The sequence below is a fragment of the Mycolicibacterium pulveris genome, from assembly GCF_010725725.1.
Taxonomy (GTDB): Bacteria; Actinomycetota; Actinomycetes; order Mycobacteriales; family Mycobacteriaceae; genus Mycobacterium; species Mycobacterium pulveris.
Genome location: NZ_AP022599.1, coordinates 1,552,057 through 1,576,517, shown reverse-complemented (window position 1 = coordinate 1,576,517; position 24,461 = coordinate 1,552,057). Strand labels below are relative to the sequence as shown.

Annotated in this window: 29 protein-coding genes; 8 read left to right on the top strand and 21 right to left on the bottom strand. The window is 70.1% G+C overall.

Features of this window, described 5'->3' with window-relative positions:
* Positions 1-6 precede the first annotated feature (6 nt).
* From G6N28_RS07760 to G6N28_RS07730, 7 genes are all read right to left on the bottom strand, one after another.
* Positions 7-723 (bottom strand): hypothetical protein, encoded by a 717-nt coding sequence (locus G6N28_RS07760; protein ID WP_163899001.1) that lies wholly within the window; start codon positions 721-723, stop codon positions 7-9.
* Positions 720-1,610 (bottom strand): VWA domain-containing protein, encoded by an 891-nt coding sequence (locus G6N28_RS07755; protein WP_163898998.1) that lies wholly within the window; start codon positions 1,608-1,610, stop codon positions 720-722. Before G6N28_RS07755 ends, G6N28_RS07760 begins: the two co-directional genes overlap by 4 nt.
* Entirely contained in the window at positions 1,607-2,608 is a 1,002-nt protein-coding gene (locus G6N28_RS07750) for a hypothetical protein (protein WP_163898994.1), read from the bottom strand. Before G6N28_RS07750 ends, G6N28_RS07755 begins: the two co-directional genes overlap by 4 nt.
* On the bottom strand, positions 2,599-3,072 hold the full coding sequence (locus tag G6N28_RS07745; protein ID WP_163898991.1) for a hypothetical protein: 474 nt from the start codon (positions 3,070-3,072) through the stop codon (positions 2,599-2,601). Before G6N28_RS07745 ends, G6N28_RS07750 begins: the two co-directional genes overlap by 10 nt.
* A complete protein-coding gene (locus G6N28_RS07740) occupies positions 3,062-3,922 on the bottom strand; it encodes a DUF58 domain-containing protein (RefSeq protein ID WP_163898986.1) in 861 nt (286 codons plus the stop codon). The genes G6N28_RS07745 and G6N28_RS07740 overlap by 11 nt, the downstream gene beginning before the upstream one ends.
* Before the next feature lie 2 nt (positions 3,923-3,924).
* The gene (locus tag G6N28_RS07735; protein WP_163898982.1) at positions 3,925-4,926 is read right to left on the bottom strand and encodes an AAA family ATPase; all 1,002 of its coding nucleotides are present in this window, start codon (positions 4,924-4,926) and stop codon (positions 3,925-3,927) included.
* A 166-nt stretch (positions 4,927-5,092) separates the two neighbouring features.
* On the bottom strand, positions 5,093-6,340 hold the full coding sequence (locus tag G6N28_RS07730) for a sulfotransferase family protein (RefSeq protein WP_163898980.1): 1,248 nt from the start codon (positions 6,338-6,340) through the stop codon (positions 5,093-5,095).
* A gap of 28 nt (positions 6,341-6,368) precedes the next feature.
* Here G6N28_RS07730 and G6N28_RS07725 point away from each other — a divergent pair, with 28 nt between their 5' ends.
* Positions 6,369-6,944: a TetR/AcrR family transcriptional regulator gene (locus G6N28_RS07725; RefSeq protein ID WP_163898976.1), complete on the top strand. Its 576-nt coding sequence runs from the start codon at positions 6,369-6,371 to the stop codon at positions 6,942-6,944.
* Positions 6,941-8,065: a DUF1214 domain-containing protein gene (locus tag G6N28_RS07720; RefSeq protein WP_163898973.1), complete on the top strand. Its 1,125-nt coding sequence runs from the start codon at positions 6,941-6,943 to the stop codon at positions 8,063-8,065. The genes G6N28_RS07725 and G6N28_RS07720 overlap by 4 nt, the downstream gene beginning before the upstream one ends.
* Here G6N28_RS07720 and G6N28_RS07715 read toward each other — a convergent pair.
* The gene (locus G6N28_RS07715; protein ID WP_163898970.1) at positions 8,058-8,930 is read right to left on the bottom strand and encodes a 1,4-dihydroxy-2-naphthoate polyprenyltransferase; all 873 of its coding nucleotides are present in this window, start codon (positions 8,928-8,930) and stop codon (positions 8,058-8,060) included. The two genes, G6N28_RS07720 and G6N28_RS07715, sit on opposite strands and share 8 nt — an antisense overlap.
* A 33-nt stretch (positions 8,931-8,963) precedes the next feature.
* Between G6N28_RS07715 and G6N28_RS07710 the strand changes: the two genes are divergently transcribed.
* From G6N28_RS07710 to G6N28_RS07695, 4 genes are read left to right on the top strand one after another with little or no spacing between them, the layout of a single operon-like run.
* Positions 8,964-9,740 (top strand): S-methyl-5'-thioadenosine phosphorylase, encoded by a 777-nt coding sequence (locus G6N28_RS07710; RefSeq protein ID WP_163905960.1) that lies wholly within the window; start codon positions 8,964-8,966, stop codon positions 9,738-9,740.
* Positions 9,737-10,768: an NAD-dependent epimerase/dehydratase family protein gene (locus tag G6N28_RS07705; protein WP_163898967.1), complete on the top strand. Its 1,032-nt coding sequence runs from the start codon at positions 9,737-9,739 to the stop codon at positions 10,766-10,768. The genes G6N28_RS07710 and G6N28_RS07705 overlap by 4 nt, the downstream gene beginning before the upstream one ends.
* On the top strand, positions 10,768-11,583 hold the full coding sequence (locus tag G6N28_RS07700) for an alpha/beta hydrolase (protein WP_163898964.1): 816 nt from the start codon (positions 10,768-10,770) through the stop codon (positions 11,581-11,583). Before G6N28_RS07705 ends, G6N28_RS07700 begins: the two co-directional genes overlap by 1 nt.
* Positions 11,584-11,596: 13 nt before the next feature.
* Positions 11,597-12,724: an NAD(P)H-dependent flavin oxidoreductase gene (locus G6N28_RS07695; RefSeq protein ID WP_163898961.1), complete on the top strand. Its 1,128-nt coding sequence runs from the start codon at positions 11,597-11,599 to the stop codon at positions 12,722-12,724.
* On the opposite strand, the gene G6N28_RS07690 is transcribed toward G6N28_RS07695, so the two are convergent.
* A complete protein-coding gene (locus G6N28_RS07690) occupies positions 12,721-13,179 on the bottom strand; it encodes a nitroreductase family deazaflavin-dependent oxidoreductase (RefSeq protein WP_163898959.1) in 459 nt (152 codons plus the stop codon). The genes G6N28_RS07695 and G6N28_RS07690 overlap by 4 nt on opposite strands.
* A gap of 68 nt (positions 13,180-13,247) precedes the next feature.
* Between G6N28_RS07690 and G6N28_RS07685 the strand changes: the two genes are divergently transcribed.
* Complete coding sequence (locus tag G6N28_RS07685) at positions 13,248-13,901, top strand: glycosyltransferase family 2 protein (protein WP_163905957.1); 654 nt, start codon at positions 13,248-13,250, stop codon at positions 13,899-13,901.
* 5 nt (positions 13,902-13,906) lie between these two features.
* Positions 13,907-14,623: a TIGR04282 family arsenosugar biosynthesis glycosyltransferase gene (locus G6N28_RS07680; RefSeq protein ID WP_163905955.1), complete on the top strand. Its 717-nt coding sequence runs from the start codon at positions 13,907-13,909 to the stop codon at positions 14,621-14,623.
* Here G6N28_RS07680 and G6N28_RS07675 read toward each other — a convergent pair.
* From G6N28_RS07675 to G6N28_RS07620, 12 genes are all read right to left on the bottom strand, one after another.
* Positions 14,588-15,943: a hypothetical protein gene (locus G6N28_RS07675; protein ID WP_163898955.1), complete on the bottom strand. Its 1,356-nt coding sequence runs from the start codon at positions 15,941-15,943 to the stop codon at positions 14,588-14,590. The genes G6N28_RS07680 and G6N28_RS07675 overlap by 36 nt on opposite strands.
* Before the next feature lie 64 nt (positions 15,944-16,007).
* Positions 16,008-16,622: a pyridoxamine 5'-phosphate oxidase family protein gene (locus tag G6N28_RS07670; RefSeq protein WP_163898952.1), complete on the bottom strand. Its 615-nt coding sequence runs from the start codon at positions 16,620-16,622 to the stop codon at positions 16,008-16,010.
* 2 nt (positions 16,623-16,624) lie between these two features.
* A complete protein-coding gene (menE, locus tag G6N28_RS07665; RefSeq protein WP_220097458.1) occupies positions 16,625-17,728 on the bottom strand; it encodes an o-succinylbenzoate--CoA ligase in 1,104 nt (367 codons plus the stop codon).
* 47 nt (positions 17,729-17,775) lie between these two features.
* Positions 17,776-18,078: a DUF3349 domain-containing protein gene (locus G6N28_RS07660; protein ID WP_163898949.1), complete on the bottom strand. Its 303-nt coding sequence runs from the start codon at positions 18,076-18,078 to the stop codon at positions 17,776-17,778.
* A 14-nt stretch (positions 18,079-18,092) separates the two neighbouring features.
* Positions 18,093-18,377 (bottom strand): hypothetical protein, encoded by a 285-nt coding sequence (locus G6N28_RS07655; protein WP_163898946.1) that lies wholly within the window; start codon positions 18,375-18,377, stop codon positions 18,093-18,095.
* A 13-nt stretch (positions 18,378-18,390) separates the two neighbouring features.
* Positions 18,391-19,638 (bottom strand): inorganic phosphate transporter, encoded by a 1,248-nt coding sequence (locus G6N28_RS07650; RefSeq protein ID WP_163898943.1) that lies wholly within the window; start codon positions 19,636-19,638, stop codon positions 18,391-18,393.
* Between the two features lie 36 nt (positions 19,639-19,674).
* Positions 19,675-20,046: a VOC family protein gene (locus tag G6N28_RS07645; protein ID WP_163898940.1), complete on the bottom strand. Its 372-nt coding sequence runs from the start codon at positions 20,044-20,046 to the stop codon at positions 19,675-19,677.
* A 64-nt stretch (positions 20,047-20,110) separates the two neighbouring features.
* Positions 20,111-21,670, bottom strand: a complete 1,560-nt coding sequence (locus G6N28_RS07640; RefSeq protein WP_163898937.1) for a long-chain-fatty-acid--CoA ligase — start codon at positions 21,668-21,670, stop codon at positions 20,111-20,113.
* A 5-nt stretch (positions 21,671-21,675) separates the two neighbouring features.
* Positions 21,676-22,554 carry an SDR family oxidoreductase gene (locus G6N28_RS07635; protein WP_163898933.1) on the bottom strand — a complete coding sequence of 293 codons (879 nt, stop codon included), beginning with the start codon at positions 22,552-22,554 and terminating at the stop codon, positions 21,676-21,678.
* A 78-nt stretch (positions 22,555-22,632) separates the two neighbouring features.
* Positions 22,633-23,544, bottom strand: a complete 912-nt coding sequence (locus G6N28_RS07630) for a 1,4-dihydroxy-2-naphthoyl-CoA synthase (RefSeq protein WP_163898929.1) — start codon at positions 23,542-23,544, stop codon at positions 22,633-22,635.
* Positions 23,541-23,999, bottom strand: a complete 459-nt coding sequence (locus G6N28_RS07625; protein WP_163898926.1) for a nitroreductase family deazaflavin-dependent oxidoreductase — start codon at positions 23,997-23,999, stop codon at positions 23,541-23,543. The genes G6N28_RS07630 and G6N28_RS07625 overlap by 4 nt, the downstream gene beginning before the upstream one ends.
* A gap of 10 nt (positions 24,000-24,009) precedes the next feature.
* Entirely contained in the window at positions 24,010-24,429 is a 420-nt protein-coding gene (locus G6N28_RS07620) for a nitroreductase/quinone reductase family protein (protein WP_163905951.1), read from the bottom strand.
* Positions 24,430-24,461 lie beyond the last annotated feature (32 nt).

The window sequence follows — 24,461 nt, the reverse complement described above, 5'->3', positions numbered from 1 at the left end:
GCAGCACTATCCGGCAGCGTCCCGCAGCAGTTGGCGCAGCCTCTCGACCGGGTCCCCGCTGTGCGGGTGCAACAGCAGCGGTGGGCGCTCGGCGTCGGGTTGGGGCGCGCCGGGTGCGAGCACGGCCGCGGGCGGGGGAGGCGGCGACGACGCCGACGGCGGCGGGGGAGGCGGCGGTGCGGTCAATCCGGCCATCTTGGCCTCCAGTCGGGCGGCGGTGTCGGCGCGCACCGCGCGCCGTTGGGGATCGGGGTCGGTGTTGTGCTCGAAGCAGCCCTGCGGCGCGTTCGCGACGAGCGCCGCCGCGCTGCGATAGCGCTGCAGGGCCGCGTCCGGACGGCCCTCCCACGCGGAGATGTCGCCCTGCCGCTCGCGCACCAGTGCCAGGTTGACGCGCACCGGGCAGGACCGCGCGGCATCGGTGTGTGACAGGGACTCGGTGAACGCGGCATCGGCGTCGTCGAGCCGGTTCTCCAGCACGGCGAGGGCGCCCGCCGCGAACGGCGCCTTCGCCGGTTCGATCACGTTGACCACGCCCAGCGTCGCCACGTCGCCGCGCAGAGCGCCCAAAGCCCGTTCATCGTAATGCGATTCGGCGGCCTGCCCCGCCAGCACCACCGACAGCATCTTGACCGCGGCGAGCAGCGCGGCAACGACCAGCGGCGCGGAGATCACCAGCAGTCGCCGTCGCAGCCGCAGCCGCCGGGGCAGGTGGCGCGTCACGACATCACCTCCCGGCGCGACATCCGGACCCGGCGCAGCTCGCGGATGCTCAGGTAGCTCTCGAACAGCAGCAGCACCGCGGCGACCAGGGTGAACATCCAGTACAGCTCGGTACGCTGGCCGCCGTCCGTCGGCGCCTGCGCGACGGTACCGTTCGGCGCGGCGTGAGCGACGGACACGTCGTCGCCGGGGCCGAGGTAGGGCACGGCGAGCTGGCCGGCGATGCGGCGCAACGTCGATTCGTCCAGCGCTGTGCCTCGGGCGAACACCGCGCCGCCGTGCACCGATCCGGCGACCGGGTCGAACTTGCCCTGCGGCGCTTGTGATCCGGGCGCACCGGCACCGAAGTAGTACACCAGGTTCTGCGAGTCGGGATACTGCTGGCCGGCCGCGATCAGCTGGTAGCGCAGCACGTTGGCGGCTGCCGCCGCGTTCACCGTGTCGTGGGGTTCGTCATACGGTGTGAGCGACGCGATTTCGGGCTGCAGACTCCACGCGTCCTGCGACAGCGGCCAGTCCAACGACGGCCGCGACGCGAAGCTGAGCACCGCGAACCGCGACTGCGGATGGGCTGCGATCAGGGATTGGATGTCCTCGCCGATCGCGCCGGTGCTGGCGGTGGACCGATCGACGAGGAAGAACACGTTGGTGTTGTCGCCGGACTGCGCCACGGTGATGCGTTGCGGGCCACCGTGACCGAACCCGGGGCGCGCCGCGGCGATCAACAGCAGCAGAAGCGCGAGCGTCAGCCCGGACCACCGCCAGACCGTCGCCCAGCGGTGCCCGGGTCCGGTCGCCAACGACCGCATGGTGATCAGCCGCAGGACCACCACCGCCGCCGTGATCACGACCAGCAACGCCGCGGGAAGCACGGGAGCGAACGTCATCGGCGCAACACCACCAACGCCAACGCCAGCAGCAGCGAGGCCACCGCCGCGACGGACAGCGGGACGTTCGGCGAGTCGCCGTACCAGGCGGCGACGGTGTCGGACGGCGCCGTGGGGTCCGGCGGGTTGTCCCGGATCCGGTCGAGGGCCCGGATCATGCCGGTGTCGCCGGCATCGAGCGAAACATACTGTCCGCCGGTCGCTTCGGTGATGTCGCGCAGGCCGCCGCCCGGCGAGCTCGCGAGCAGGTTGACCTGGATGCCGGCTTCGGTGGCCATGTCGGTGACCTGCTGGTCGTCGAATAACGCCGCCCGAGTCTCGCCGGGCGCGCGAAGCTCACCGGGGCCCAGGTAGATCAGCGAGCGCCGGTGTGCGCTCGGCGCGTCGAAGGACGGAAACCCGGTGATACACAACGCCAGCAGGTCGGCGACGCTGGGCGCGTAGTCGAGGTAGGACACCGCGGGGGCGAACGACGCTGCGGTGCGCTGGGCGGAGGACAGCTCGGAGTCTCCGTCGGCGCGCCCGACTTCGGCGATGTCGGTGAGCGTTTCGGCGGCGTACGAGTAGTCGCGGGTCAGCGGGATCACGCGGCGGTTCGGCGACGTCAACCCGATGCGTTGGGTGCCGTAGGTTCCGGCCTGCGCGGCGAAGTGCGAAAGAAACGTCGCGGTGGTCGGGTCGGTGGCGGGTTGGCCGACGCAGAGCATGATGTCGTGCGGGGTGTCTCCACTGCGCGACGACCACCATCCGCTGGGCCTGGCGCTGGCCAGTGTCGCCGCGGTGAACAGGATCAGCAGCAGCGCGACCGTTGCGACCACCGACAGTGTCCTTCTGCGTGCCACGCGGGCGTATTCGGGCAGCCGCGTCAACCGCGAGGTGTTCGCCAGCGGCCGCAGTTCGCGGATCTCGCGGTCAAGCGACGGCAGCACCGCCAGCGCCACCGCGGCGGCAAGACAGACGAAGCCGACCACGGCCACCGGCCACCAACTCAGGGCCATGTGCGCACCAATTCTTCTGCCGCCGAGCCGGTCTGGGCGACATCCACCGGCGAGGAGGCGTTGAACTGCGCGTCGTTGAGCGCCTCGAACACCGGCGCGGCCGGAGCCAGCGCGCCGGAGGCGATGGCCTCGACATGCATGTACTGGGCCGGGGTGCCGGTGGCCTGATGCAGAAAGCTGCGCAGGGTGCGGCTGATCAGCGCGGCGGCGTCTGGCGCCGGCAGGTCACCGCGTCGGTGCCGCTCGGCGACGTTGTCGATGGTGCGGGCGAAGCGGCGCCGCAACAGCCTGGCGTGCCACGACCCGACGAGGGGCAGGCGGCGCAGCCGCTCGGCGGGCAGCGTCCACACGAAAACCGCGGCATACCAGCCGATCACGAGCAGGATCAACAGAACGGCCAGCCACAGCCACCAACCCGAATACGGGGTGGGGCCGATGACGAAGCGCAGCAGGTCATCCGGCACGAGCGAACACCTCGGTCAATTCGACGAGCCGGGGACGGATCTGGGTGCTGGCGCCGATCGTGGCGTAGGGGATCGCGCGGGCGGTCAGGTACTCGTCGAGCCGGTGTGCGCGTTCCTGTTCGGCGCGCCGGTAGGCGGCAACGACGCGCGGTCCCAGCGCTGCGCCGCGGAGCACCAGGCTGCCCGAGCCCACGTCGTAGCCGTCGTGGTCGCCGACCGCGGGCATGTCGGGGACCATCGCCCACAGCACGTCGTGGCGGGACCGCAGTCGGGTGACCGCGTCATCGAGGCGGTCGTCGACCTCGGGTTCGTCCGACACCACGACGATCAACATCGAGTGGCGGTAATGGGTTGCCACGTAGTCCAGTTGGCTCACGATGTCGCTGACGCCCGGCTCGGCCAAGGTATGTGCGTAGAAGCGGTGCAGCATGTTCTCGATGTGGGTCTCGCCACGGCGCTGGCGGATGTTGACACAGCCACGGGCATCGCCGTACACCATCCCGATCTGGTCGGCGCGGCCGAGCGTGACCAGCCCGAAGGCCCCGAGAATGTGTGCTGCCACATCGCGTTTCGTCTCGCCGTTCGGGGTCAGCGACGACATGTTGCGGCCCGCGTCGGCGACCAGCAGGATCTTGTGGTGCTTCTCGGAGACGAACCGTTTGATCAGCACGTGCCCCGAGCGCGCGGAGGCCTTCCAGTCGATGTCGCGGACGTCGTCACCGGGCACATAGGGCCGCAGCTCGTCGAACTCCAGACTGCGGGTGTGCAGCAGCGCGTAGCGTCCGCCCTCGAGCAACCCACGGGTGTCGGTGCCGAAGTGTGCTTTCGCGCGGTTGAGATGGTGGCCCACCGCTAGGGCACCCGGATCGCCTGCAGCACAGCGTCGATGACGCGCTCCGAGGTGATGCCCTTGCTTGCCGCCTCGAACCCGAGGATCAGCCGGTGCCGCAGCACCCGGTGCACCAGCTTGGCGATGTCGTCGGGAACGACGTGGGCACGACCGGACAACACCGCAAGGGCACGCGCGCTCTGACACAGCGCGATGGTCGCGCGGGGGCTGGCACCGTACTCGACGAGGCGGGCCAGCTGGGCGGGCAGGAACTGGTCGGGATGGCGGGTGGCGCCGACGAGTTGGCCGGCGTAGAGCATCAGCGCCTGGTCCATGTGCACGTTGCGCACCACGTCCTGTGCGCGTCGCACATCGTCGAGTGTGACGACCGGCCGCGTGCGGTGGTTCTTGTCGTACAACCCGGCGTCCATCCGGAACATGACCTCCACCTCTTGTTCGGCGGAGGGGTAGCCGAGGATCTCCTTGAGCATGAACCGGTCGGTCTGCGCCTCGGACAGCGGATAGGTGCCCTCCTGGTCCACCGGGTTCTGGGTGGCGATCACCAGGAACGGCTCCGGGATCGGATAGACGGTGCCCGCGACGGTGGTCTGGCGCTCCTCCATCGCTTCGAGCATGGCGCTCTGCGTCTTGGCGCTGGAGCGGTTGATCTCGTCGAGCAACACGATGTTGGTGTGCACGGGGCCGAGCTGGGTGACGAACGAGTTCGTCGCGGACTCGTACACCTGCGTGCCGATGATGTCGCTGGGCAACAGGTCCGGGGTGCACTGGATGCGCTGGAACCCGCCGTGGATGGATTCGGCGATGACGCGCGCGGCCGTGGTCTTGGCCAGGCCCGGAACGCTTTCGATGAGGACGTGCCCGCCGGCGAGCAACCCGATGAGCAGCGACTCGCGCAGGTTCTCCTGCCCCACGACCTTGGCCGAGAACGCGTCGGACACCGCGGCGGCGACGCGGTGCGCGTCGGCGAGGTCGCGGCGGTCGAGCTGAGTGCGTGCTGCGGTCATGCAGGTCCTTTCGGGGATGCTTCCGAGATGCCTATCGGGCTGCGGACAGCGTTGGTTACCCCGGCGAGGGTAGGCGCACACGTCGTTGGTGGCGAACAGACGTGAAAACCCCCTATTGCCGCGCTTTCAGGGGGTTTTTGCGTCTGCTCGCCGGAGGGCCCCGCGGTCAGCTCAGGAAGCGTTCCGCGTACGGGGCGAACCGGGCCTGCAGCTCGCGCTCGTCGAGCCCGAACATCTGCGCCGAGGTGGCCACCCGGCCGAGCCGGCCACGCTGGTGCTCCTCGAGATAGCCGAGCATCGCGGCGCGCGCCTCCGGTTCCATCGTCTCCCCGGCGAGGTCGTAAATCGCTGCGGCGGTGCCCATTTCGTTGGCCATGAAGTCGTCGAAGCGCACATCGATCGAGCGCTGCGGCGATATCACGTCGCGGTCGCGGATGAGCGCGCCGAGCATGAGCTCGAGCCGCTCCACCCAGGACGCCGCGATGTCGTCCACCGGCACCGGCGAACAGTGCATGCGCGCCGAATAGGTGAGCATCGCCAGCATCGACAACACGACCGGCACCGGATCGCGATGCGTGACGATCACCACGACGTCCGGGAACACGTGATTCAGCACCGGCAGCTGCTCGAGATGCTGCGGCGACTTGAGCAGCCAGCGTCGCCCACCGCGCAGGAACTGCAACGCTTTGAGCTGCGTCTTCAGGTGCTCGTAGTGCGGTGTCTGATCGTGGGTCAGGTAGTAGTCGCGCCAGCGCGGCACGTGCGCGAGCGTCTCGAACAGCATCGAGGAGAAGTCGTTCGCCAGTAGCTGAATCTCCTCGTGCACGTGGTCGGTCGTCATCTCGTGCATCAACGCGAAGTGCGGCATCACCGCGTTCATGAACTCGACGGCGGCGTCCATCCGGGTGCGCCGCGGATCCGGCTCGACCCCGAGCTCCGAGGGCAGCGGAAACGGCTCGTTGCTCTCCCAGTACGGGATGGTGCGGAAGGTCGGCCCCGCCGCCAGCAGGTTGTGCAGGTGGGTGGTGCCGGTGCGGGGCAGACCGGCGATGACGACCGGCGCCACCAGCTCGATGTCGTGGATCTCGGGATGGCGGCGCAGCAGGTCGGTGAGCAGCAGCCGGTTCTTCAACCACTGCAGCAGCTGGGCGTGGAAGTTGACCACGCCCGCCGCGTGCAGGTGTGGAATCTCCTGCAGCGCAGCGAGAAACACGTCGAGGCGCTCGCGGTAGTCGTCGGCGCCGAAATCGTCGAGGCCGGTCTCGGCGACGGCCTTGGCGTGTAACGCGTCGGCGTCGAGCGGGCACTCGGGCGCCATCGACGTCATCAGCTGCCGAAGCGGTTCCACCTCCGCGGGGAACCGGGGGTCGGCGAGGTCGTGCAACTGGACGGGATCGGCTGTGGCATCGGTCACAGCGACTTATGTTACTGTCAGTTTCGTAATGACGGTGGAGATTGGGCGACCCCGCGACCCGCGGATCGACGGGGCGGTGCTCGCGGCGACGGTCGAGCTGCTCGGCGAGACCGGATACGCAGCGCTTTCGGTCGACGCGATCGCCCGCCGGGCCGCCACCAGCAAGCCCGCGATCTACCGCCGCTGGCCCAGCAAGGCCCACCTCGTGCACGAGGCGGTGTTTCCGCTCGGCGAGGCCACCGACCTGCCCGACACCGGATCCGTCGCCGGCGACGTCCGCGAGATCATGCGCCGGACGGTGGCTGTGCTGACCACCCCGGCCGCCCGTGCCGCACTGCCGGGTCTGGTCGGTGAGATGGCGGCCGACCCCACGCTGCACGCGGCGTTGCTCGAGCGCTTCGCCGACATCCTGGGCCGCGGGCTGACCGACTGGCTCGACGCCGCCGTCGCGCGCGGCGAGGTCCGGCCCGAGGTGACCGCGGCCGACCTCGTCGACGCGATCGCCGGCATCGCATTTCTGGCCCTGATCACCCACGCGGACACGCTCGACGACGCGTGGGTGGACCGCACCGCCGAACTCATCACGAAAGGGATCAGCGCATGACGCAGCACGAATCATCTTCCGGGGCGAGCCGCGAATCATCTAACGCTTGGCGCGAACTCCTCGACACGCTCGGCGAACTCGACAAGGCCTTCCTCGAGGGCGACCGCGCCGTCACCGACGACCGCCACATCGCCGACGGCTACCGCATGCTCGCCACCACCCTGGGCGTCGCGATGGACACCTATCTGTTCGCCGAACCGAGCCGGCCGGTGTGGATCGAGCTCAACACACCGCATCGCCGCGACCGCCGCTGGGGCGGTGACAACACCGACGCCTACTACTACATGTGCCCGGTCGACCCGAAGCGGCGCTACCGGATCAGCGGCAATCGCGGTGACAGCGTGTACTTTTCGGTGACCGCCTACAACGAACCCTCGCCCGGCGCGTGGTCGGACCGGATCGTGGCGATCGTGCGTGACGACGACCTCGACATAGACGCCGACGGCAACTTCTCGTTCGAGTACGGACCGACCGACGGCGGCGTCGTGCTGGTGACCCGCGACTACCAGGCCGACCCGACCACCGGCCGCCCGGTGTCCTGGCGCATCGAGGCGCTCGACGAACCCGATCCCATCCGCCACGGCGACGCCGAAACCGCGGCGGCGCTGCGGGCCAGCGCGGCGTGGCTGCGCACGATGTTCGCGATCGTGCCGCTGGCCGTCGGGGTCCGCGTCGACGACCACCACCAGCTCGGCCACGAGATCTCGCAGGTGGCCAACGAATTCGCCGACCCGTATCAGGTGCCCGACGCCAACTTCGGCTGGTCGGCGCGCGACGCCTGCTACGCCTACGGCAGCTTCGTGCTGGAGGAGGACGAGGCGCTCGTGGTCACGCACCGGCCGCCGTCGTGCCGGTTCTGGAACCTGGTGGTGTGGAACCAGTTCATGGCAGGCGTCACCGACGCCAAGACCTCGATCAACGGCTACAGCGCGGTGCCCAACTCGGACGGCACCGTCACCGCGGTGATCTCGCGCGGGATGACCGCGCACCCGAATTCGATTACCACCGTGGACTATCCGCGCGGCAACCTGGCGTTCCGCTGGTTCCTGGCCGATGAGGTGCCCGCCCGCCCGCAGGTGCAGCTGGTCAAGGCCGCCGACGCCCCCACGAGCGTCACCTAGCCAGGGCCAACGCCAGGGCGATCGCGACGGCCCACACCAGCATCGTCAACCCGGTGTCGCGCAGCACCGGGATCAACGCCTTGCCGCCGAGGCCCCTGCGGACCGGAAGCGCCGCGCGCACCGCCAGCGGGAGCGCCGCGAAACCGACCGCGGCCCAGGGGGTCGCGCGCATCAGCGCCAGCGTCAGCGCGAACGCCGTCGCCACCAGCGCCTGATAAAGCACCCGGGTGCGGCCGTCGCCCAGCCGCACGGCCAGCGTGATCTTGCCCGACTCGGCGTCGGTCGGGATGTCGCGCAGGTTGTTGGCCACCAGCACCGCCGACGACAGGCACCCCATCGCCACCGCGCACGCCGCCCCGACCCAGTCCACCCGCAACGCCTGGGTGTACTGCGTGCCGAGCACCGCGACCAGGCCGAAGAACACGAACACCGCGAGCTCGCCCAGCCCGGAGTAGCCGTAGGGCCGCGACCCTCCGGTGTACAGCCACGCACCCGCCAGGCACACCGCGCCGACCGCGATCAGCCACGGCGCGCTGAACCACGCCAGCACCGCCCCGGCCAGCGCCGCCACGGCAAGGCTCACCAGCGCGGCGGCCAGCACCGCACGCGGCGCCGCCAGCCGCGATCCGACCAACCGCAGCGGCCCGGCCCGCACGTCGTCGGTGCCGCGGACGCCGTCGGAGTAGTCGTTGGCGTAGTTGACGCCGACGATCATCGCCACCGCAACGAGCAACGCCAGCAAGGCCTTCCACCAGCTCGCCGCGCCCAGCCAGGCTGCGGCTCCGGTGCCCGCGATCACCGGGGCGATCGCGTTGGGCAACGTCCGGGGGCGAGCACCCTCGACCCATTGCGCGAAACTGGCCACGAGCGCCATCGTCCCATGACGGACAATGAGGCAATGCTCGGAGTCATCGGAGGCAGCGGCTTCTACTCGTTCTTCGGCGCCGACGCCCGCAGCGTCACCCTCGACACCCCCTACGGCGCGCCGAGCGGGGCGATCACCATCGGCGCCGTCGGCGAGCACGAGGTCGCGTTCCTGCCCCGCCACGGCGTCAACCACGAGTTCTCTCCGCACACCGTGCCCTACCGGGCCAACATGTGGGCACTGCGCGCGCTCGGGGTGCGACGGATCTTCGGGCCGTGCGCGGTCGGCAGCCTCAGCCCGGACCTGGGGCCGGGCGCCACGGTGGTGCCCGATCAGCTCGTCGACCGCACGGCCGGGCGCAAGGACACCTACTTCGACTCCGGCGGCATCCACGTCAGCTTCGCCGACCCGTACTGCCCGTCGCTGCGCGCCGCGGCGGCCGAGCTGCCCGGCGTGGTCGACGGCGGCACCATGGTGGTGATCCAGGGGCCGCGGTTCTCCACAAGGGCGGAGAGCCGATGGTTCGCGAGCCAGGGTTTCACGCTGATCAACATGACCGGCTACCCCGAGGCGGTGCTCGCCCGTGAACTCGAAATATGTTATGCCGCCATTGCTTTGGTGACCGACGTGGACGCAGGCATCCACGCCGCGAGCGCGGTCCGCGCGGTCGACGTATTCGCCGAGTTCGAGCGCAACATGGTGCCGTTCCGCAAGCTGGTGCACGAGGCGATCGAGAACGTCGCCTCCGACCGCACCTGCACCCACTGCCTTGCGCACGAGGGTGTCTCGCTGCCCTTCGAGCTGCCGTGAGAATTCTGCTGACGGGCGCGGCGGGCTTCATCGGAGCCCGCATCGACGCCGCGCTGCGCGACGCAGGCCATGACGTCGTCGCCGTCGACGCCATGCTGCCCGCCGCGCACGGCTCCGGGGCGCAGGCGCCGGCCGACTGCCGGGTGGTCGACATCCGCGACGCGTCGGCGCTGGCGCCGCTGCTCAACGGGGTGGACGCGGTGTGTCACCAGGCGGCGGTCGTCGGCGCCGGGGTCAACGCCGCCGACGCGCCGTCCTACGGCAGCCACAACGACTACGGCACCGCGGTGCTGCTCGCCGAGATGTTCGCGGCCGGGTGCGAGCGGCTGGTGCTGGCGTCGTCGATGGTGGTGTACGGGCAGGGCCGCTACGACTGTCCTGAGCACGGCCCGGTCGACCCGCACCCGCGGACCCGCGAGGACCTCGACGCCGGCGTGTTCGACCACCGCTGCCCCATGTGCGGGACGCTGGTGCGGTGGCGGCTGGTGAGCGAGGATGCGCCGCTGCAACCGCGCAGCCTGTACGCCGCCAGCAAGACCGCCCAGGAGCACTACGCGCTGGCCTGGGCCGAGGCCACCGGGGGTGCCGTCACCGCGTTGCGCTACCACAACGTGTACGGGCCGTACATGCCGCGCGACACCCCGTATTCGGGAGTGGCGGCGATCTTTCGTTCTGAGCTGGAATCCGGGGATGTGCCAAGGGTTTTCGAAGACGGTGCGCAGATGCGGGACTTCGTCCACGTCGACGACGTCGCCGCAGCCAACGTCGCCGCCGTGGCGGCCGAACTCGACGGGTTCACCGCGTTCAACGTGTGCTCGGGGCACCCGATCTCGATCAAACAGGTGGCGACCGAGCTGTGTGAGGCGCGCGGGGACGCCCCGCCCGTGGTGACGGGACAGTACCGCAGCGGCGACGTCCGCCACATCGTCGCCGACCCCACCCGGGCGACTCAGGTGCTGGGATTTCGCGCCGTGGTGGACCCGCGTGACGGGCTGCGTGAGTTCGCGTTCGCGCCGTTGCGGTCCTGATGCGCCGCGTCGTCGTCATAGTCGTTATGGTCACGCTTGTGGCCTCGGGACTGTTCGGCTTGCTCTGGTCGCAGCAGCGGCGGCTGATCTATTTCCCGTCGCCGGGTCCGGTCCCGCCGGCGGCGACGGTGCTGCCCGACGGGCGTGACGTCGTCATCGAGACCGACGACGGAATCCGTTTGGGTGCTTGGTATTTCCCGATATCCGGGCCGGCGCCCGCGGTGCTGGTGTTCAACGGCAACGGCGGTGACCGGTCGATGCGCTGGCCGCTGGCCGCGGCGCTGAACCGGATGGGCCTTTCGGTGTTGCTGTTCGACTACCGCGGCTACGGCGGCAACCCGGGCAGCCCGTCTGAGGACGGGCTGGCCGCCGACGCGCGCGCCGCACAGCAGTGGCTGGCCACGCAGCCGGGCGTCGAACAGATCGTGTACTTCGGCGAATCCCTCGGCGCCGCAGTGGCCGTCGGGCTCGCCGTGCAGCGCCCGCCCGCCGCGCTGATCCTGCGCTCACCGTTCACGTCGCTGGCCGACGTGGCCGCGGTGCACTACCCGTGGCTGCCCATGCGGCGGGTGCTGCTCGACCGGTATCCGTCGATCGACCGGATCGCGTCGGTGCGGGCGCCGCTGCTGGTGATCGCCGGCGACTCCGACGACATCGTTCCCGAGCAGCTGTCCCGACGGCTGTACGAGGCGGCCAACGCGCCCAAACGCTACGTGGTGGTGCCCGGCGCCGGGCACAACGACCGGGCGCTGCTCGACGGCACCAGGATGCTCGACGCGATCGGTGGGTTCCTGTCATCGGCCGGTGTGCTTTAGCAATACTGGCTGTGTGAAACCCGCCATCTGCGAGCAGTTCGGAATCGACTTTCCGCTGTTCGCCTTCAGTCACTGCCGCGACGTGGTGGCCGCCGTGACCAACGCCGGAGGTTTCGGCGTGCTCGGCGCGACCGCGTACACCCCCGAACTGCTCGATCAGGAACTGTCCTGGATCGATGCGCACGTCAACGGCAAGCCGTACGGCCTCGACCTGATCGTGCCCGCCAAGTTCGAGGGCAAGGGCGAGAAGCTGTCCAGCAGCGCGCTGGCCAGCCGCATCCCCGAGGAGTACCGCAGCTACATCGACGAGCTGCTCGCCGAGCACGGCATCGAGCCCGACGAGTCGCCACGCACCGGCCCGCCGATGCTGTCCGGCAACACCGGCGAGGACCTGCTGCAGGTGGCGATGAGCCATCCGATCAAGCTGATCGCCAACGCGCTGGGCGTGCCGCCGGACTACATGATCGAGGCGGGCAAGAGCAACGGCATTCCGGTCGCGGCGCTGGTCGGCGCCAAGGAGCACGCGGTCAAGCAGGTGCGGGCCGGCGTGGACCTGATCGTCGCGCAGGGCACCGAGGCCGGCGGGCACTGCGGCGAGGTGACGACGCTGGTGCTGGTGCCCGAGGTGATCGAAGCAATTGAGGCCGCCGGCGCGAAGGTGCCGGTGCTGGCCGCTGGCGGCATCGTCACCGGCAGGCAGATGGCGGGCTGCGTCGCGATGGGCGCCGACGGTGCCTGGACGGGCTCGGTGTGGCTGACCACCGAGGAGGCCGAGACCGCTCCGTACACCGTGCAGAAGTTCCTCGCGGCGTCATCGCGCGACACCATACGGTCGGCGGGCCGGACGGGAAAGCCCGCGCGCCAACTGGTTTCGGACTGGACGCAGGCCTGGCTGCCCAACAACGGCGGCCGTCAGCCGTTGCCGCTGCCGCTGCAGTCGATGCTGGCCGAACCTGTGGTGCGGCGCATCGACGTGCTCGCCGCGCAGGGCCATCCCGGCGCGCAGGCGTTGGCGACCTACTTCGTCGGCCAGGGCGTCGGGCTGATGAACAAGGTCAAGCCCGCCCGCGAGGTGGTGCGCGAGTTCATCGAGGACTACCTGGCCGCCACCGAACGGCTGAGCAACTCCCTGCCGGATTAGTCGGCGGTTTCGGTGTAGGTGATCCGCACCGAGATCGGGTCGCTCTCCATCGCGCGCATGGTCGCAATCGTCGCCGCCTGGCCGACCCGGCCGCGGCCGCCGAAGCTGCGGGCGCGGGCGCGCACGTCGTCGTCGGGCTCGAAAGTCGCGATGCCGCTGCGCCATTCGTCGCCGACCCGCACCCGCACGTTCGGGTTGGCCGCGATGTTGTGCGCCCATCCGGCGCGGCGGCCGTGCTGGGAGATCACCCACACGCCCCCGTCGTCGGCGCGCCCGACCAGCGGCACCCGTCGCGGTTCACCGCTCTTGCGCCCGACGGTCTCCAGGTCGACCATCAGCGGCGCCCGCAGTCCGAGCCGGTCCAGTAGCGCGACGGCCGGATTCATCACCGTCCTTCCGAGCTGCCGCTCCCACTTGAACTTGCGCAGCGCTTTGTCCGCGGGTCGGGTTGTCATGCGCCCTCCTGGTAGTCGAGTGATCTTCCAACCACAACCGGGCGGCCGCGAGCCCGATTCCCGATAGCCTGGAAAAAGTGTCGGTGACTGTGGTGCTGCCCTGCCTCAACGAGGCCGCATCGCTGCCGGGTGTGCTCGCGGCGATGCCCGCCGGCTACCGGGCGCTGGTCGTCGACAACAACAGCACCGATGACACCGCGCAGGTGGCCCGGCGGCACGGCGCCGACGTCGTCGTCGAACCCCAGCCGGGATACGGGGCGGCCGTGCACGCCGGGGTGGTGGCGGCGACGACGCCGATCGTCGCCGTGCTCGACGGCGACGGCTCCCTCGATCCTGGTGACCTGCCCCGACTCGTCGAGGAGCTCGAGCGAGCCGACATGGCGATCGGTCGGCGACGCCCGATCCCCGGGCTGCGCTGGCCCTGGCACGCGCGGCTGGGCACCGCGGCGGTGTGCTGGCGGCTGCGCCGACGGCACGGTCTGCCGGTGCACGACATCGCGCCGATGCGGGTGGCGCGGCGCGACGACCTGTTGAGCCTGGGTGTGGCGGACCGCCGGTCGGGGTACCCGCTGGAACTGCTGGTCCGGGCGGCCGCCGCGGGCTGGCATGTGGTGGAGCGCGACGTGCGCTACGGACCGCGGACCGGCGGGAAGTCGAAGGTCAGCGGTTCGCTGCGCGGCAGCGTGGTGGCGGCCCTGGACTTCTGGCGGGTGATCTCGTGACGGTGGTGCTGCCCGTGGCCGGATTGATCGTGGCCAAGGCGCCGGTGCCCGGGCTGGCCAAGACGCGGCTGGCCGCCTCGATCGGCGCGCGGGCCGCCGCCGACATCGCCGCGGCCGCGCTGCTGGACACCCTCGACGCGATGATCGCCGCCCCGCTGCGACATCGTGTGGTCGCGTTGGCCGGTGACCTCGCCGCGGGCTGCCGCGCCGACGAGATCCGCGATCGCCTGACGGCATTCACCGTCGTGCCGCAGCGAGGAGCAGACTTCGCCGACCGTCTCGCCAACGCGCATCACGACGCCGCGGCCGCGACCGGCCAACGCGCGGTGCTGCAGATCGGGATGGATACCCCGCAGGTGTCGGCCGACATGCTCGACGAATGCGCGCGGGAACTGCTCGGCGCGCGGGCCGTCGTCGGCCTCGCGGAGGACGGCGGGTGGTGGATCCTCGGTGTGTCCGACGCTGACATGGCCGAATGCCTTCGCGGCGTTCCGATGTCGCGTTGGGACACCGGGGCGCTGACCCTGGCGGCGTTGTACGCCAAGGGAATCGACGTGCGGCTGGTCGCCGAGCTCGCCGATTTCGACACGGTCGACGACCTCGACACCGTGCGCCGGGCCTGCCCCGCAGGCAGCCGGTTCGTCGAGGCGACCCGGCCCGACGGCAGCTGGCCTGCGGCAGGTCTGTCACCAGTTCGTCAGAATCAGGTGGTTGAGCACTAGCGCGCCGATGACGTTGAGCGCCAACCACCAGCGGTGCGACCGTGGCGGTAACAACGCCGCCGCCGCGGGCAACCACACCGTGAACGGCAGCCAGATCCGCTCCGTCTCGGCCTTGCTGAGCATCGACAGGTCGGCGAACGCGATCGCCACCAGCGCACCGATCACCACCATGTGCAGGCCGCTGCGGCGCCTGATCGCCGCGATGTCGAAGATTCGGCCGATGCCCGCGACGCTGCCCAGCCCGATCGCGCAGACCACCGACGCCAAGTTCGCCCACGACCAGTACTGGAACGGCCGGTCGTTGGCGATGCCCTGCCAATAGCGGTCCTGCACCAGCAGATAGCCCTCGAACCACCAGAACCCCGCAGCGGCGAACACCGCGGCCACCACACCGGCGGCCACCACCGCCGGGACCAGCACCCGCAACGCCGCCCGCCACGACGGTGCACACACCAGCACCGCCAGCGCGGGCAGCGCCATCAACACCAAGCCATAGTTGAGAAACATCCCCCAGCCCAACAACAATCCGGCGCCCGCGGCGGCCAGCCCAGGCCAGGGCCCGAGCCCCCGAACCGCCAACGCCGACAACGCGATACCCCACGCCGCCACCCCGGCGAAGTAGCCGTCGGCCGACACCGCGACCCAGATTGCGGTGGGCGCCACCGCTACGAACGGCGCCGCCAGCCGCGCGGTGCGCTCGTCGGTCATCGCGCGCACCGCGATCAGGATCGCCGCCGCGGCGCTGGACCCCACGAGCAGGCACAGCAGCGCCGCCCAGGCGCCGCCGCCCAAGCCGATGCGATCCAGCCACACGAACGTCAGCAGCGCACCCGGCGGATGCCCCGACACGTGCGTGATCCATGAATCCGGTTGGTAGTCCAGAATTCTGTCGGCAAAGGTGCGTACTGCCTCGGGGATGTCGGTGACGGTGGGCACCTGGCGCAGGTATTCGTGACGGGCCGTGAGCCGGCCGGCGAAACCGCGCTGCCAGCCGTCGATCATGGCCAGCGAGAACGCCCAGGCGCACGCGGTCGCCCACGCAGCCCAGGGCAGCGCCCGCCACGGCAACCGCTGGGCGAGCGCCGGGCCCCACAGCACCGCCGCCGCGCCGAGCACGATCGCGGGCACCGTGCCCCAGCCGACGTGCGCGTTCCACCACCCGAAAATCGGTGCGGTGTCGGCGAAGGCCTGCAAGCGCCCGGGTGTCGCGTTGATCAGCGGCGTGACGATGCCGAGGTCCAGGTGCGGCACCACGAACGCCGCCGCGACCAGCAGCACCCCGACGGCGACCGCCACCGCCTCCCTGCGACTCGTCCGCATGCGGTCACCTTAGTGGCGATTTCGGCGTAGTTCGTCACGCTCACCGTGACAAACTGCACCCAAATCAGTAGAGGCGCTCGCGGGTCTTGGCCTCGCTGTAGTAGTCCTCGAGCTCGGCGTCGCTCCAGTCGCTGCGCAGGGCCTTGAGCAGCTGGGCGACACTGGGTAGCGCCGAGGGATTCCACGTCGACGGATCCCAGGTGTCCGAGCGCAGAAATGCCTTGGCGCAGTGGAAGAACACCTCTTCGATCGACAGCTCGAGCGCGAGCAGCGGCCGACGGCCCTTGATCGTGAGAGCATCGAAATACTCGGCGTCGGACAGGATTCGGGCCGTGCCGTTGATGCGCAGCGTGTCCCCGCGGCCGGGGATCAGAAACAGCGTGCCGACATGCGGGTTCTGCAGCACGTTGCGGTACCCGTCGACGCGCTTGTTGCCGGACCGCTCGGGGATCGCGATCGTGGTGTCGTCGAGGACGTGGACGAACCCGGGCGGATCGCCCTTCGGCGACACGTCGACGCGGCCGCGCGCGTCCGTCGTCGCCACGAAACACAGCGGGGAGTGCGCCACCCAGTCGCGCTGTACGGGCGAGAGCCGGTCCTTCACCTTGTTGGCGACATAGACATCGGGCTCGCCGACGATGGCCCGCAGTTCCTCGATGCTCCCGACTTCGCGACGCATTGTCACATCATGCCGTGGCCGGTGAATTGGGCCACCAACGCCCGGCGGTCCACCTTGCCGATCCCGCGCCGCGGCAGTTTGTCGACGACGTGGATCTGCCGGGGTGCGGCGGTGACGTTCAGCGTCTGCGCGACGTGCTCGCGCAACGCCGCCACCGTGGGCGCGGCCGCCCCCGGCGCGACGACGACGGCCGCTGTGACCCGCTGGCCCAGCCGGTCGTCGGGCACCCCGAACACCGCGCACTCGGCCACCGCCGGGTGCGTCGCCAACGCCGCCTCCACCAGCTGCGGCAGCACGGTCAACCCGCCGGTGCTGATCGCCTCGTCGACCCGGCCGAGCACCGTCAACCGTCCTGAATCGTCAAGCACACCAAGGTCGTCGGTGCGAAACCAGCCGGGCTCGGCGAACGGGTCGGGATCGACCGGGTTGCGGTAGCCCTTGGCGATCGTCGCGCCGCCCAACACCACGCGGTTTTCTTGAATCCGGACTCGCACCCCGTCCAGCGCCACCCCGTCGTACACGCATCCGCCCGCGGTTTCACTCATCCCGTAGGTGCGCACCACCGGGACGCCGGCCTCGGCGGCGCGGCGCCCCAGCTCACCGGGCAGCGGCCCGCCACCGAGCAACACCGCGTCCAGCGACGCCAGCGCATCAGTCGCCGCCGCATCTCCCAATGCCTTGTCCAGTTGCACCGCCACCAGCGAGGCATACCGGCGGCCCGACCCCAGCGCCTCGGCACCCGAAATCAGCTCGGCCACGGAGAAACTCGGCGTGATCGCCACCGGCGTCGTGCCCGCGACGACGCTGCGCACCAGTACCTGTAGTCCCGCGACATGATGAGCGGGCAGCGCGAGCAGCCACCGGCCGGGGCCGCCCAACCGGGCGTGCGTGGCGTCGGCGCTGGCCGTCAACGCCGCGGCGGTCAGCATCGCGCCCTTGGGAACCCCCGTGGTGCCGGACGTGGACACCACGACGGCGACGTCGTCGTCGATCTCGTCACCGGCGCGCAACGACGATGTCAGCAACGAGGTTTCGCGCGCATCGTCGGCCGGGACCGGCAGGATGGATGCTCGCCGCTCGAGCGCATCCGCCACGACGGGCAGCATCGCCAGCGCCGACGCATCGGATGCGACGGCGACGGGGCGCAGGACGGCTATGCGTTCTCCTCGGGGTCGCGGGGATCGTCGAGCGGCCACCCCTTGGCCGCCAACCGGCTCCGCACCCGCTCCACGTCGTCGACCGACGGCAGGCCGTCGGTGATCTGGGTGATCAGCACACCGATGTCGGCGTTGTCGAACTCGCCGCGGTTCATCAGCTCCTGCGCGACGGCCTTGACCTCGTCGTCGGTCAACCGCCGCTTGAGCAACGCCAACAACGGAACCCGGTCAGGACCGGGCACACCTTCGGGGTAGCCGTCGGTGATCCAGGCGACGATCTTGGCCAGAAACTTGGTCACGGTCGCTCACGATGCTACGTGGGTTGCGCGCCGAGCAGGTACAGCCCGGTCTGATGGGCGATGAAGTCACGGGCGATGAACAGCACGCCGACCACGGCCGCCACGACCACCAGCGCGAAGATCACCCAGCTCAGCGCCGTGATCAGCGGATGACGTTGGGACGCAGCGTGCTCGGTGGCGCCAGCGCCTTCGGCGTTGAGCCGCACCCCGATCGCGAACAGCGCGGGCAGCCCCGCCCCGATCAGCAGGCCGACGGCCAGGATCTTCAGCGCTGCGATGTAGTTGAACCAGTCGCTCACGGTTGCTCTCCGGTCATACCGGCTCGGGCATCTTGACCGGCGCCGGCGCGGCCGGCGCGGCCGGCGCGGACGGCGCGGACGGTGCGGACGGTACCGGCGTAGGCGACTCCAGCGGTGCCCGGCCCTCGGTACCCGCGGTCAGCGTGCCCTCCCAGTCGTTGTTGACGTTCTCGTGGTCGATCGGCGCCTTGCGCGACTGCCGCCAGATCGCCAACGACACCGCCACCAGCAGCCCGAACCCGACTGCCGCGCCGGTGTATCCGCCGATGGCGTTGACGATCCAGTACGTGACGGCGCCGACGATCCCGGCGGCGGGCACCGTGATCAACCACGCCGAGGCCATCCGCCCGGCCACCCCCCAGCGCACCTCCGCGCCGCGCCGGCCCACGCCGCTGCCGAGGATCGACCCGGTGGCCACATGCGTGGTCGACAGCGAGTAGCCGAAGTGGCTCGACAACAGAATGATTGCCGCCGAGGAGGATTCGGCCGACATGCCCTGCGGCGGCTTGATCTCGACCAGGCCCTTGCCCAGCGTGCGGATGATGCGCCAGCCGCCGAGATAGGTGCCGAGCGCGATCGCCACCGCACACGACAGGATGACCCAGAACGGCGGCATCGGCGCTGATTCGTTCACCGACCCGTAGGCGATCAACGCCAGGAAGATGACGCCCATCGTCTTCTGCGCGTCGTTGGTGCCGTGCGCCAGCGACACCAGCGCCGCGGAGCCGACCTGCCCGTAGCGGAACCCGCGCTCGGTGCGCTTCTCCGGAACACCGCGCACCATCCGGTACACCAGCCAGGTGCCCACCCCGGCGACGATCGTCGCAATCACCGGGGCCAGCACCGCGGGCACCAGCACCTTGGACACCACACCGTGCCAGATGACGCCGTGGCCGCCGACCGCGGCCAGCATCGCGCCGACCATGCCGCCGATCAGCGCGTGCGACGAGCTCGACGGCAGGCCGAACAGCCAGGTGAGCAGGTTCCACACGATGCCGCCGACCAGCCCGGCGAATACCAGCTCGAGGCTGACCAGGCCCGGATCGATGAGCCCCTTGGCGATCGCCGCGGCCACCGCGGTCGACAGGAACGCGCCGAGCAGGTTGAGCACCGCCGACATCGTGACGGCGACCTTCGGCTTGAGCGCACCGCTGGCGATCGAGGTCGCCATCGCGTTGCCGGTGTCGTGAAAGCCGTTGGTGAAGTCGAAAGCCAGAGCCGTGATCACCACAATGATCAGCAGAAACAGCTCGAGGCTCACAGCGCGGATTCTCCGGGTGGCATGGCGAACATCTGGCTATCCTCTGGTGTCGCGCCGTAGCGGATGGGTTTCGGGAACCTGCACGAAGATGAGGAGAACCCCGTCTGGGTCGTGGACATGCATCTCATATAAACCCCACGGTTCCTGCCGGGATTCCCGCGCGATCGGCACCCCGCGTGCTGCCAGCTCCTTCTCGGTGGCGTAGACGTCGCGCACCTGCAGCCACATCGCGCCGCCAGCGTTGGGGGTGCCGTGATCGGCCAGCTCGATGAGCGACTGACCCGCGTAGAAGACGGTGCCCGCACCGTAGTCCCTGGCGATGGCCAGGCCGAGCTCGTCGCGATAGAACCGCAGCGAGCGTTGGTAATCGGCCGGTCGGATGAGCATCCGGCTGGCCAGGATCTCCATACAGATGTGTGTAGCACGTCGTCGCCGTTATCCAATCGCGACACCCGGCGCGACCCCCGGTGTGTCACTGAACTCGCCGATCAACGTCACACCAGTAGGGCTCACGCAGCTGGCGTTTGAGCAGCTTGCCGCTGGGATTGCGGGGCAGCTCCGCGGCGAAGTCGACCGATTTGGGCAGCTTGTAGCCGGCCAGCCGACCCCGGGCGAACCCGATCAGTTCGGCGGGGTCCAGCGCGGCTTCGGAGGCGGGGGCGACGGTGGGTACGACGATGGCTTTGACCGCCTCGCCCCAGGTGTCGTCGGGAACGCCGATCACGGCGACGTCGGCGACCTGCGGGTGGTCCATCAGCACGTTCTCCACCTCGGCCGGGTACACGTTCTCGCCGCCGGAGACGATCATGTCCTTGATCCGGTCGAACAGGTAGAGATAGCCGGCGTCGTCGAGGTAGCCGACGTCGCCGGTCTTCAGCCAACCGTCGGGGGTGAGCGTGGCGGCGGTCGCCGCCGGGTGGTTCCAGTAGCCGAGCATGTTCTGCGCCGAGCGGGTCCACACCTCGCCGACCGCGCCGCGCGCCGCGTCGCGGCCGTCGGGGCCGACGACGCGCAGCTCCACCCAGGGATACGGCTTGCCGCAGGACCGAAGTGGTTCGGCGGCACGGTGATTCAACTGGGTGACCGACCCGGTGGTTTCGGTCATGCCGTAGACCTGGATGAGGTCGCAGCGGAACCGTTCGATGGCCTTCACCACGACGTCTTCGGCGACCGGGGACGCGCCGTAGACGATGACCCGCAGGCTCGACAGGTCCGCGGAGTCGACGCCGGGGGTGGCCAGCAGGCGCTGGATGACCGCCGGTACCAGCAACATGTTGGTGACGCGGTGGCCGGTGATCGCGGCCAGGATGGCGTGCGGGTCGACGTCGCGCAGCACCACCGTCGGGCAACCGACGTACAGCCCGACCAGCGCCCAGCCGGTGCCTGCCATGTGGAACAACGGCATCACGGCCAGGCTGACGGCGTCGGCGCTGAACCGCCACGCCTCGGCACACCCGACCGTCTTGGCGACGAAGTTGGCGTTGCTCAGCACCACGCCCTTGGGTGCGCCCGTCGTCCCCGAGGTGTACATCATCATCGCGGCGTCGTCGGAACCCGTTGTGACGCCGGGGTCTTCGGGCGGGTGCGGGCTCAGCCAGTCGTCGAACGCCGGCCACCGGTCGTGCTCGCCGATCGCCACGACGGTGGGCACGCTTCCCAGGTCGTCGACGATCGCTTCGAGGTGACCGAAGAACTCTTCGCCGACCACGACCGCGCGGGCGCCGGCGTCGGCGATGATGTGCGCCATCTCCGGGGCGGCCAGCCGCCAGTTCACCGGCACAGCGATCGCGCCGAGTTTGGCCAAGCCGCACAGGACTTCGAAGAACTCGGCGCCGTTCTTCTCGATGAACGCCACCCGGTCACCGGGGCCCACGCCGGCCGCGCGGAACGCCTGCGCGGCCCGGCTGGAACGCGCGTCGAGCTCGGCGAAGGTGATGGTGCGCTCACCGCAGATCAGCGCGACGGCGTCCGGGCGCCCGGCGCCGTGGGTCCGCACGATGTCGGCGATCGCGGTGATCTCGGGATAGTCCATCGACGTCAGGGCTGAACTCGCTGGCGCTTCATCAGCGCGTTGAGCCAGTTGGGGGCGACGGTGTCCAACGCCCTGGCCGTCATCGCGATCCGCGGCGCGATCCGTACCGGCCGCTTGCGCGCGGCGAGGATCATCCAGTCGGCCGCCTCGGGCGCGGTGAGCGCGGGCGCGCCGTCGTACTCCTTGGTCGGCTCGATCATCGGGGTGGCGACCAGCGGGTAGTACAGCGTCGTGGAGTGCACGCCGCAATGAGACCACTCGGTCTCGATGACCCTGCTCACCGTCGACAGCGCCGCCTTGGACGCGTTGTACACCGAGAACAGCGGCGCGGCCTCGCTGAGCACCCCCCACGTCGACACGTTGATGATGTGGCCGTCGCCGCGCTCGCGCATCCCGGGGCCGAACCCGCGGATCAGCCGCAGTGGCGAGTAGTAGTTCAGCGTCATCGTGCGTTCGACGTCGTGCCAGCGCTCCAGCGATTGGGATAGTGGCCGGCGGATCGACCGGCCGGCGTTGTTGATCAGGATGTCCACGCCGCCGAGGTCGTGCTCGACCTTGGCCACCAGCGCGTCGACCGCGTCCATGTCGGCCAGGTCGCAGGCGTGTGCCGTCGCGGTCCCGCCGGCCTTGGTGATCCTCGCCACCACGGCGTCGAGCAGCTCCTGGCGCCGCGCGGCCACCACCACCGTCGCGCCGCGCCGGGCGAACTTCTCCGCGGCGGCCTCGCCGATGCCCGACGACGCCCCGGTGATCAGCACGCGTTTGCCGCTCAGCTCGACGTCGGCCAGGTCCGGCCGGAGCATGACCAGCTGCGGCGCCACCGGCGGGCGCATGGTCGCCAGCACGACCTGCTCGCTAAACCGCCGCAGCGGGCTCTTACTCACGAATCCGCAGTCTAGGTCGTTGCGATTTCGGCGCGCTAATGGACGCTCACGGGCTGTTTGCGCGCCGAAATCACAGGCTCAGAAGTAGCGCGGAAACGGGCTCCAGTCGGGGTCGCGCTTCTCCAGGAACGCGTCGCGGCCCTCGACCGCCTCATCGGTCATGTACGCCAGCCGGGTGGCCTCCCCGGCGAACAGCTGCTGGCCCACCAGACCGTCGTCGGTGAGGTTGAACGCGTACTTGAGCATGCGGATGGCCTGCGGCGACTTGCCGTTGATCTGCTCGGCCCATTCCAGCGCCACGGTCTCCAGGTCCTGGTGGTCGATGACCGCGTTGACCGCGCCCATGGCGTGCATCTGCTCGGCGGTGTACGGGCGGCCCAGGAAGAAGATCTCGCGGGCGAACTTCTGGCCCACCTGTTTGGCCAGGTAGGCGCTGCCATACCCGCCGTCGAAGCTGCCGACGTCGGCGTCGGTCTGCTTGAACCGGGCATGCTCGCGGCTGGCGAGCGTCAGGTCGCACACCGCGTGCAGGCTGTGCCCGCCCCCGGCCGCCCAGCCGTTGACCAGGCAGATCACCGGTTTGGGCATGAACCGGATCAGCCGCTGCACCTCGAGGATGTGCAGCCGGCCCGCCCGCGCCGGATCCACCGTGTCGGCCGTCTCACCCGACGCGTACTGGTAGCCGCTGCGGCCGCGGATGCGTTGGTCGCCGCCCGAGCAGAACGCCCAGCCGCCGTCCTTGGGCGACGGGCCGTTACCGGTCAGCAGCACCACCCCGACGTCCGACGACATCCGGGCGTGGTCGAGCACCCGGTACAACTCGTCGACGGTGTGCGGCCGGAACGCGTTGCGCACCTCGGGCCGGTCGAACGCCACCCGCACCGTCGGCTGCGGTTTCCCGTCGAGCATGTGACGGTGATAGGTGAGGTCGGTCAGCTCGAACCCGGCGACGGGCTGCCACAGTGACGGGTCAAAGGGGTTGTCGCTCATGCGTTTACAATCTCCAAGCGGAACATCGGGCACCGCCCGGCCAGCGCCTCGTATTCGTCGGGGTTGGGTCCGGTGACCAGCCCGGCGTTCTTCATGAAGCCGACGCCGGTGGGCACCTTGATCGGAAACTCGCGCAGCAGGGGACGCGCTTCGTCGGGCGGCAGTTCGACGACCCGGATCCGTTCGCTGCGGCGGCCGATGTGCAGGGTGGCCTCGCCGGCGGCGCGCAGGTTGGCCGTCCAGTCCGAGCCCGGCAGCCCGCCGAGCACGTACCGCTGACCGTCGACCGTCATCGGGGTGATCGGCGTGCGCCGCAACTTGCCGCTCTTGCGGCCGCGCACCTCCAGCACGACGGGTCCGTTCTCGCCGAGGATGCCCAGCTTCTGCAGGCCGATCATCACCTTGTTCACGTACTTCAGCCACCACGGCGGCCGGATGCGGGCGCTGTCGGACATGGTCACGACGCTACGTGACCGGCTCGATGCGGAACACCGGCAGGCGCCCGGCCATGCCCTCGAGTTCCTCGGTGGATCCGGTTTGCAGGATGCCCGCACGCTTCATCAGGTCGACGCCCACGGCCACCTGGGTCCGGAACTCCCGCAACACCGGTCGGGCTTCGCCGGCGCTCAGCTCGACCATCCGGACGTGCTCGCGGCGTCGGCCCCTGGTCAGGGTGGCGTCCCCGGCGGCCGCGCGCACGTTGGCGACCCAGTCCGCGCCCGGGTAGCCGTTGACGACGTAGCGGACACCGTCGACGGCCATCGGCGTGATCGGGGTCGAACGTGGCTTGCCCGACCTGCGGCCTCGCACCGTCAGCACCACCGGTTCCTCGCGCCGCGAGATCGGGATCCCGAGCCGCAGCAACACCATGACGAGCCTGTTCATGGTCTTGAGCCCGCGCGGTGGTGCGACGTGAT

Coding starts and splice junctions, on each gene's coding strand:
- G6N28_RS07700 (WP_163898964.1), top strand. CDS start 10,768: ATGCGCCGCGTCGTCGTCATAGTCGTTATGGTCACGCTTGTGGCCTCG.
- G6N28_RS07675 (WP_163898955.1), bottom strand. CDS start 15,943: ATGCGGACGAGTCGCAGGGAGGCGGTGGCGGTCGCCGTCGGGGTGCTG.
- G6N28_RS07645 (WP_163898940.1), bottom strand. CDS start 20,046: ATGGAGATCCTGGCCAGCCGGATGCTCATCCGACCGGCCGATTACCAA.
- G6N28_RS07710 (WP_163905960.1), top strand. CDS start 8,964: ATGCTCGGAGTCATCGGAGGCAGCGGCTTCTACTCGTTCTTCGGCGCC.
- G6N28_RS07735 (WP_163898982.1), bottom strand. CDS start 4,926: ATGACCGCAGCACGCACTCAGCTCGACCGCCGCGACCTCGCCGACGCG.
- G6N28_RS07670 (WP_163898952.1), bottom strand. CDS start 16,622: ATGCGTCGCGAAGTCGGGAGCATCGAGGAACTGCGGGCCATCGTCGGC.
- menE (WP_220097458.1), bottom strand. CDS start 17,728: ATGCTGCCCGTCGTGGCGGATGCGCTCGAGCGGCGAGCATCCATCCTG.
- G6N28_RS07720 (WP_163898973.1), top strand. CDS start 6,941: ATGACGCAGCACGAATCATCTTCCGGGGCGAGCCGCGAATCATCTAAC.
- G6N28_RS07690 (WP_163898959.1), bottom strand. CDS start 13,179: ATGACAACCCGACCCGCGGACAAAGCGCTGCGCAAGTTCAAGTGGGAG.
- G6N28_RS07755 (WP_163898998.1), bottom strand. CDS start 1,610: ATGACGTTCGCTCCCGTGCTTCCCGCGGCGTTGCTGGTCGTGATCACG.
- G6N28_RS07620 (WP_163905951.1), bottom strand. CDS start 24,429: ATGAACAGGCTCGTCATGGTGTTGCTGCGGCTCGGGATCCCGATCTCG.
- G6N28_RS07750 (WP_163898994.1), bottom strand. CDS start 2,608: ATGGCCCTGAGTTGGTGGCCGGTGGCCGTGGTCGGCTTCGTCTGTCTT.
- G6N28_RS07640 (WP_163898937.1), bottom strand. CDS start 21,670: ATGGACTATCCCGAGATCACCGCGATCGCCGACATCGTGCGGACCCAC.
- G6N28_RS07630 (WP_163898929.1), bottom strand. CDS start 23,544: ATGAGCGACAACCCCTTTGACCCGTCACTGTGGCAGCCCGTCGCCGGG.
- G6N28_RS07625 (WP_163898926.1), bottom strand. CDS start 23,999: ATGTCCGACAGCGCCCGCATCCGGCCGCCGTGGTGGCTGAAGTACGTG.
- G6N28_RS07725 (WP_163898976.1), top strand. CDS start 6,369: ATGACGGTGGAGATTGGGCGACCCCGCGACCCGCGGATCGACGGGGCG.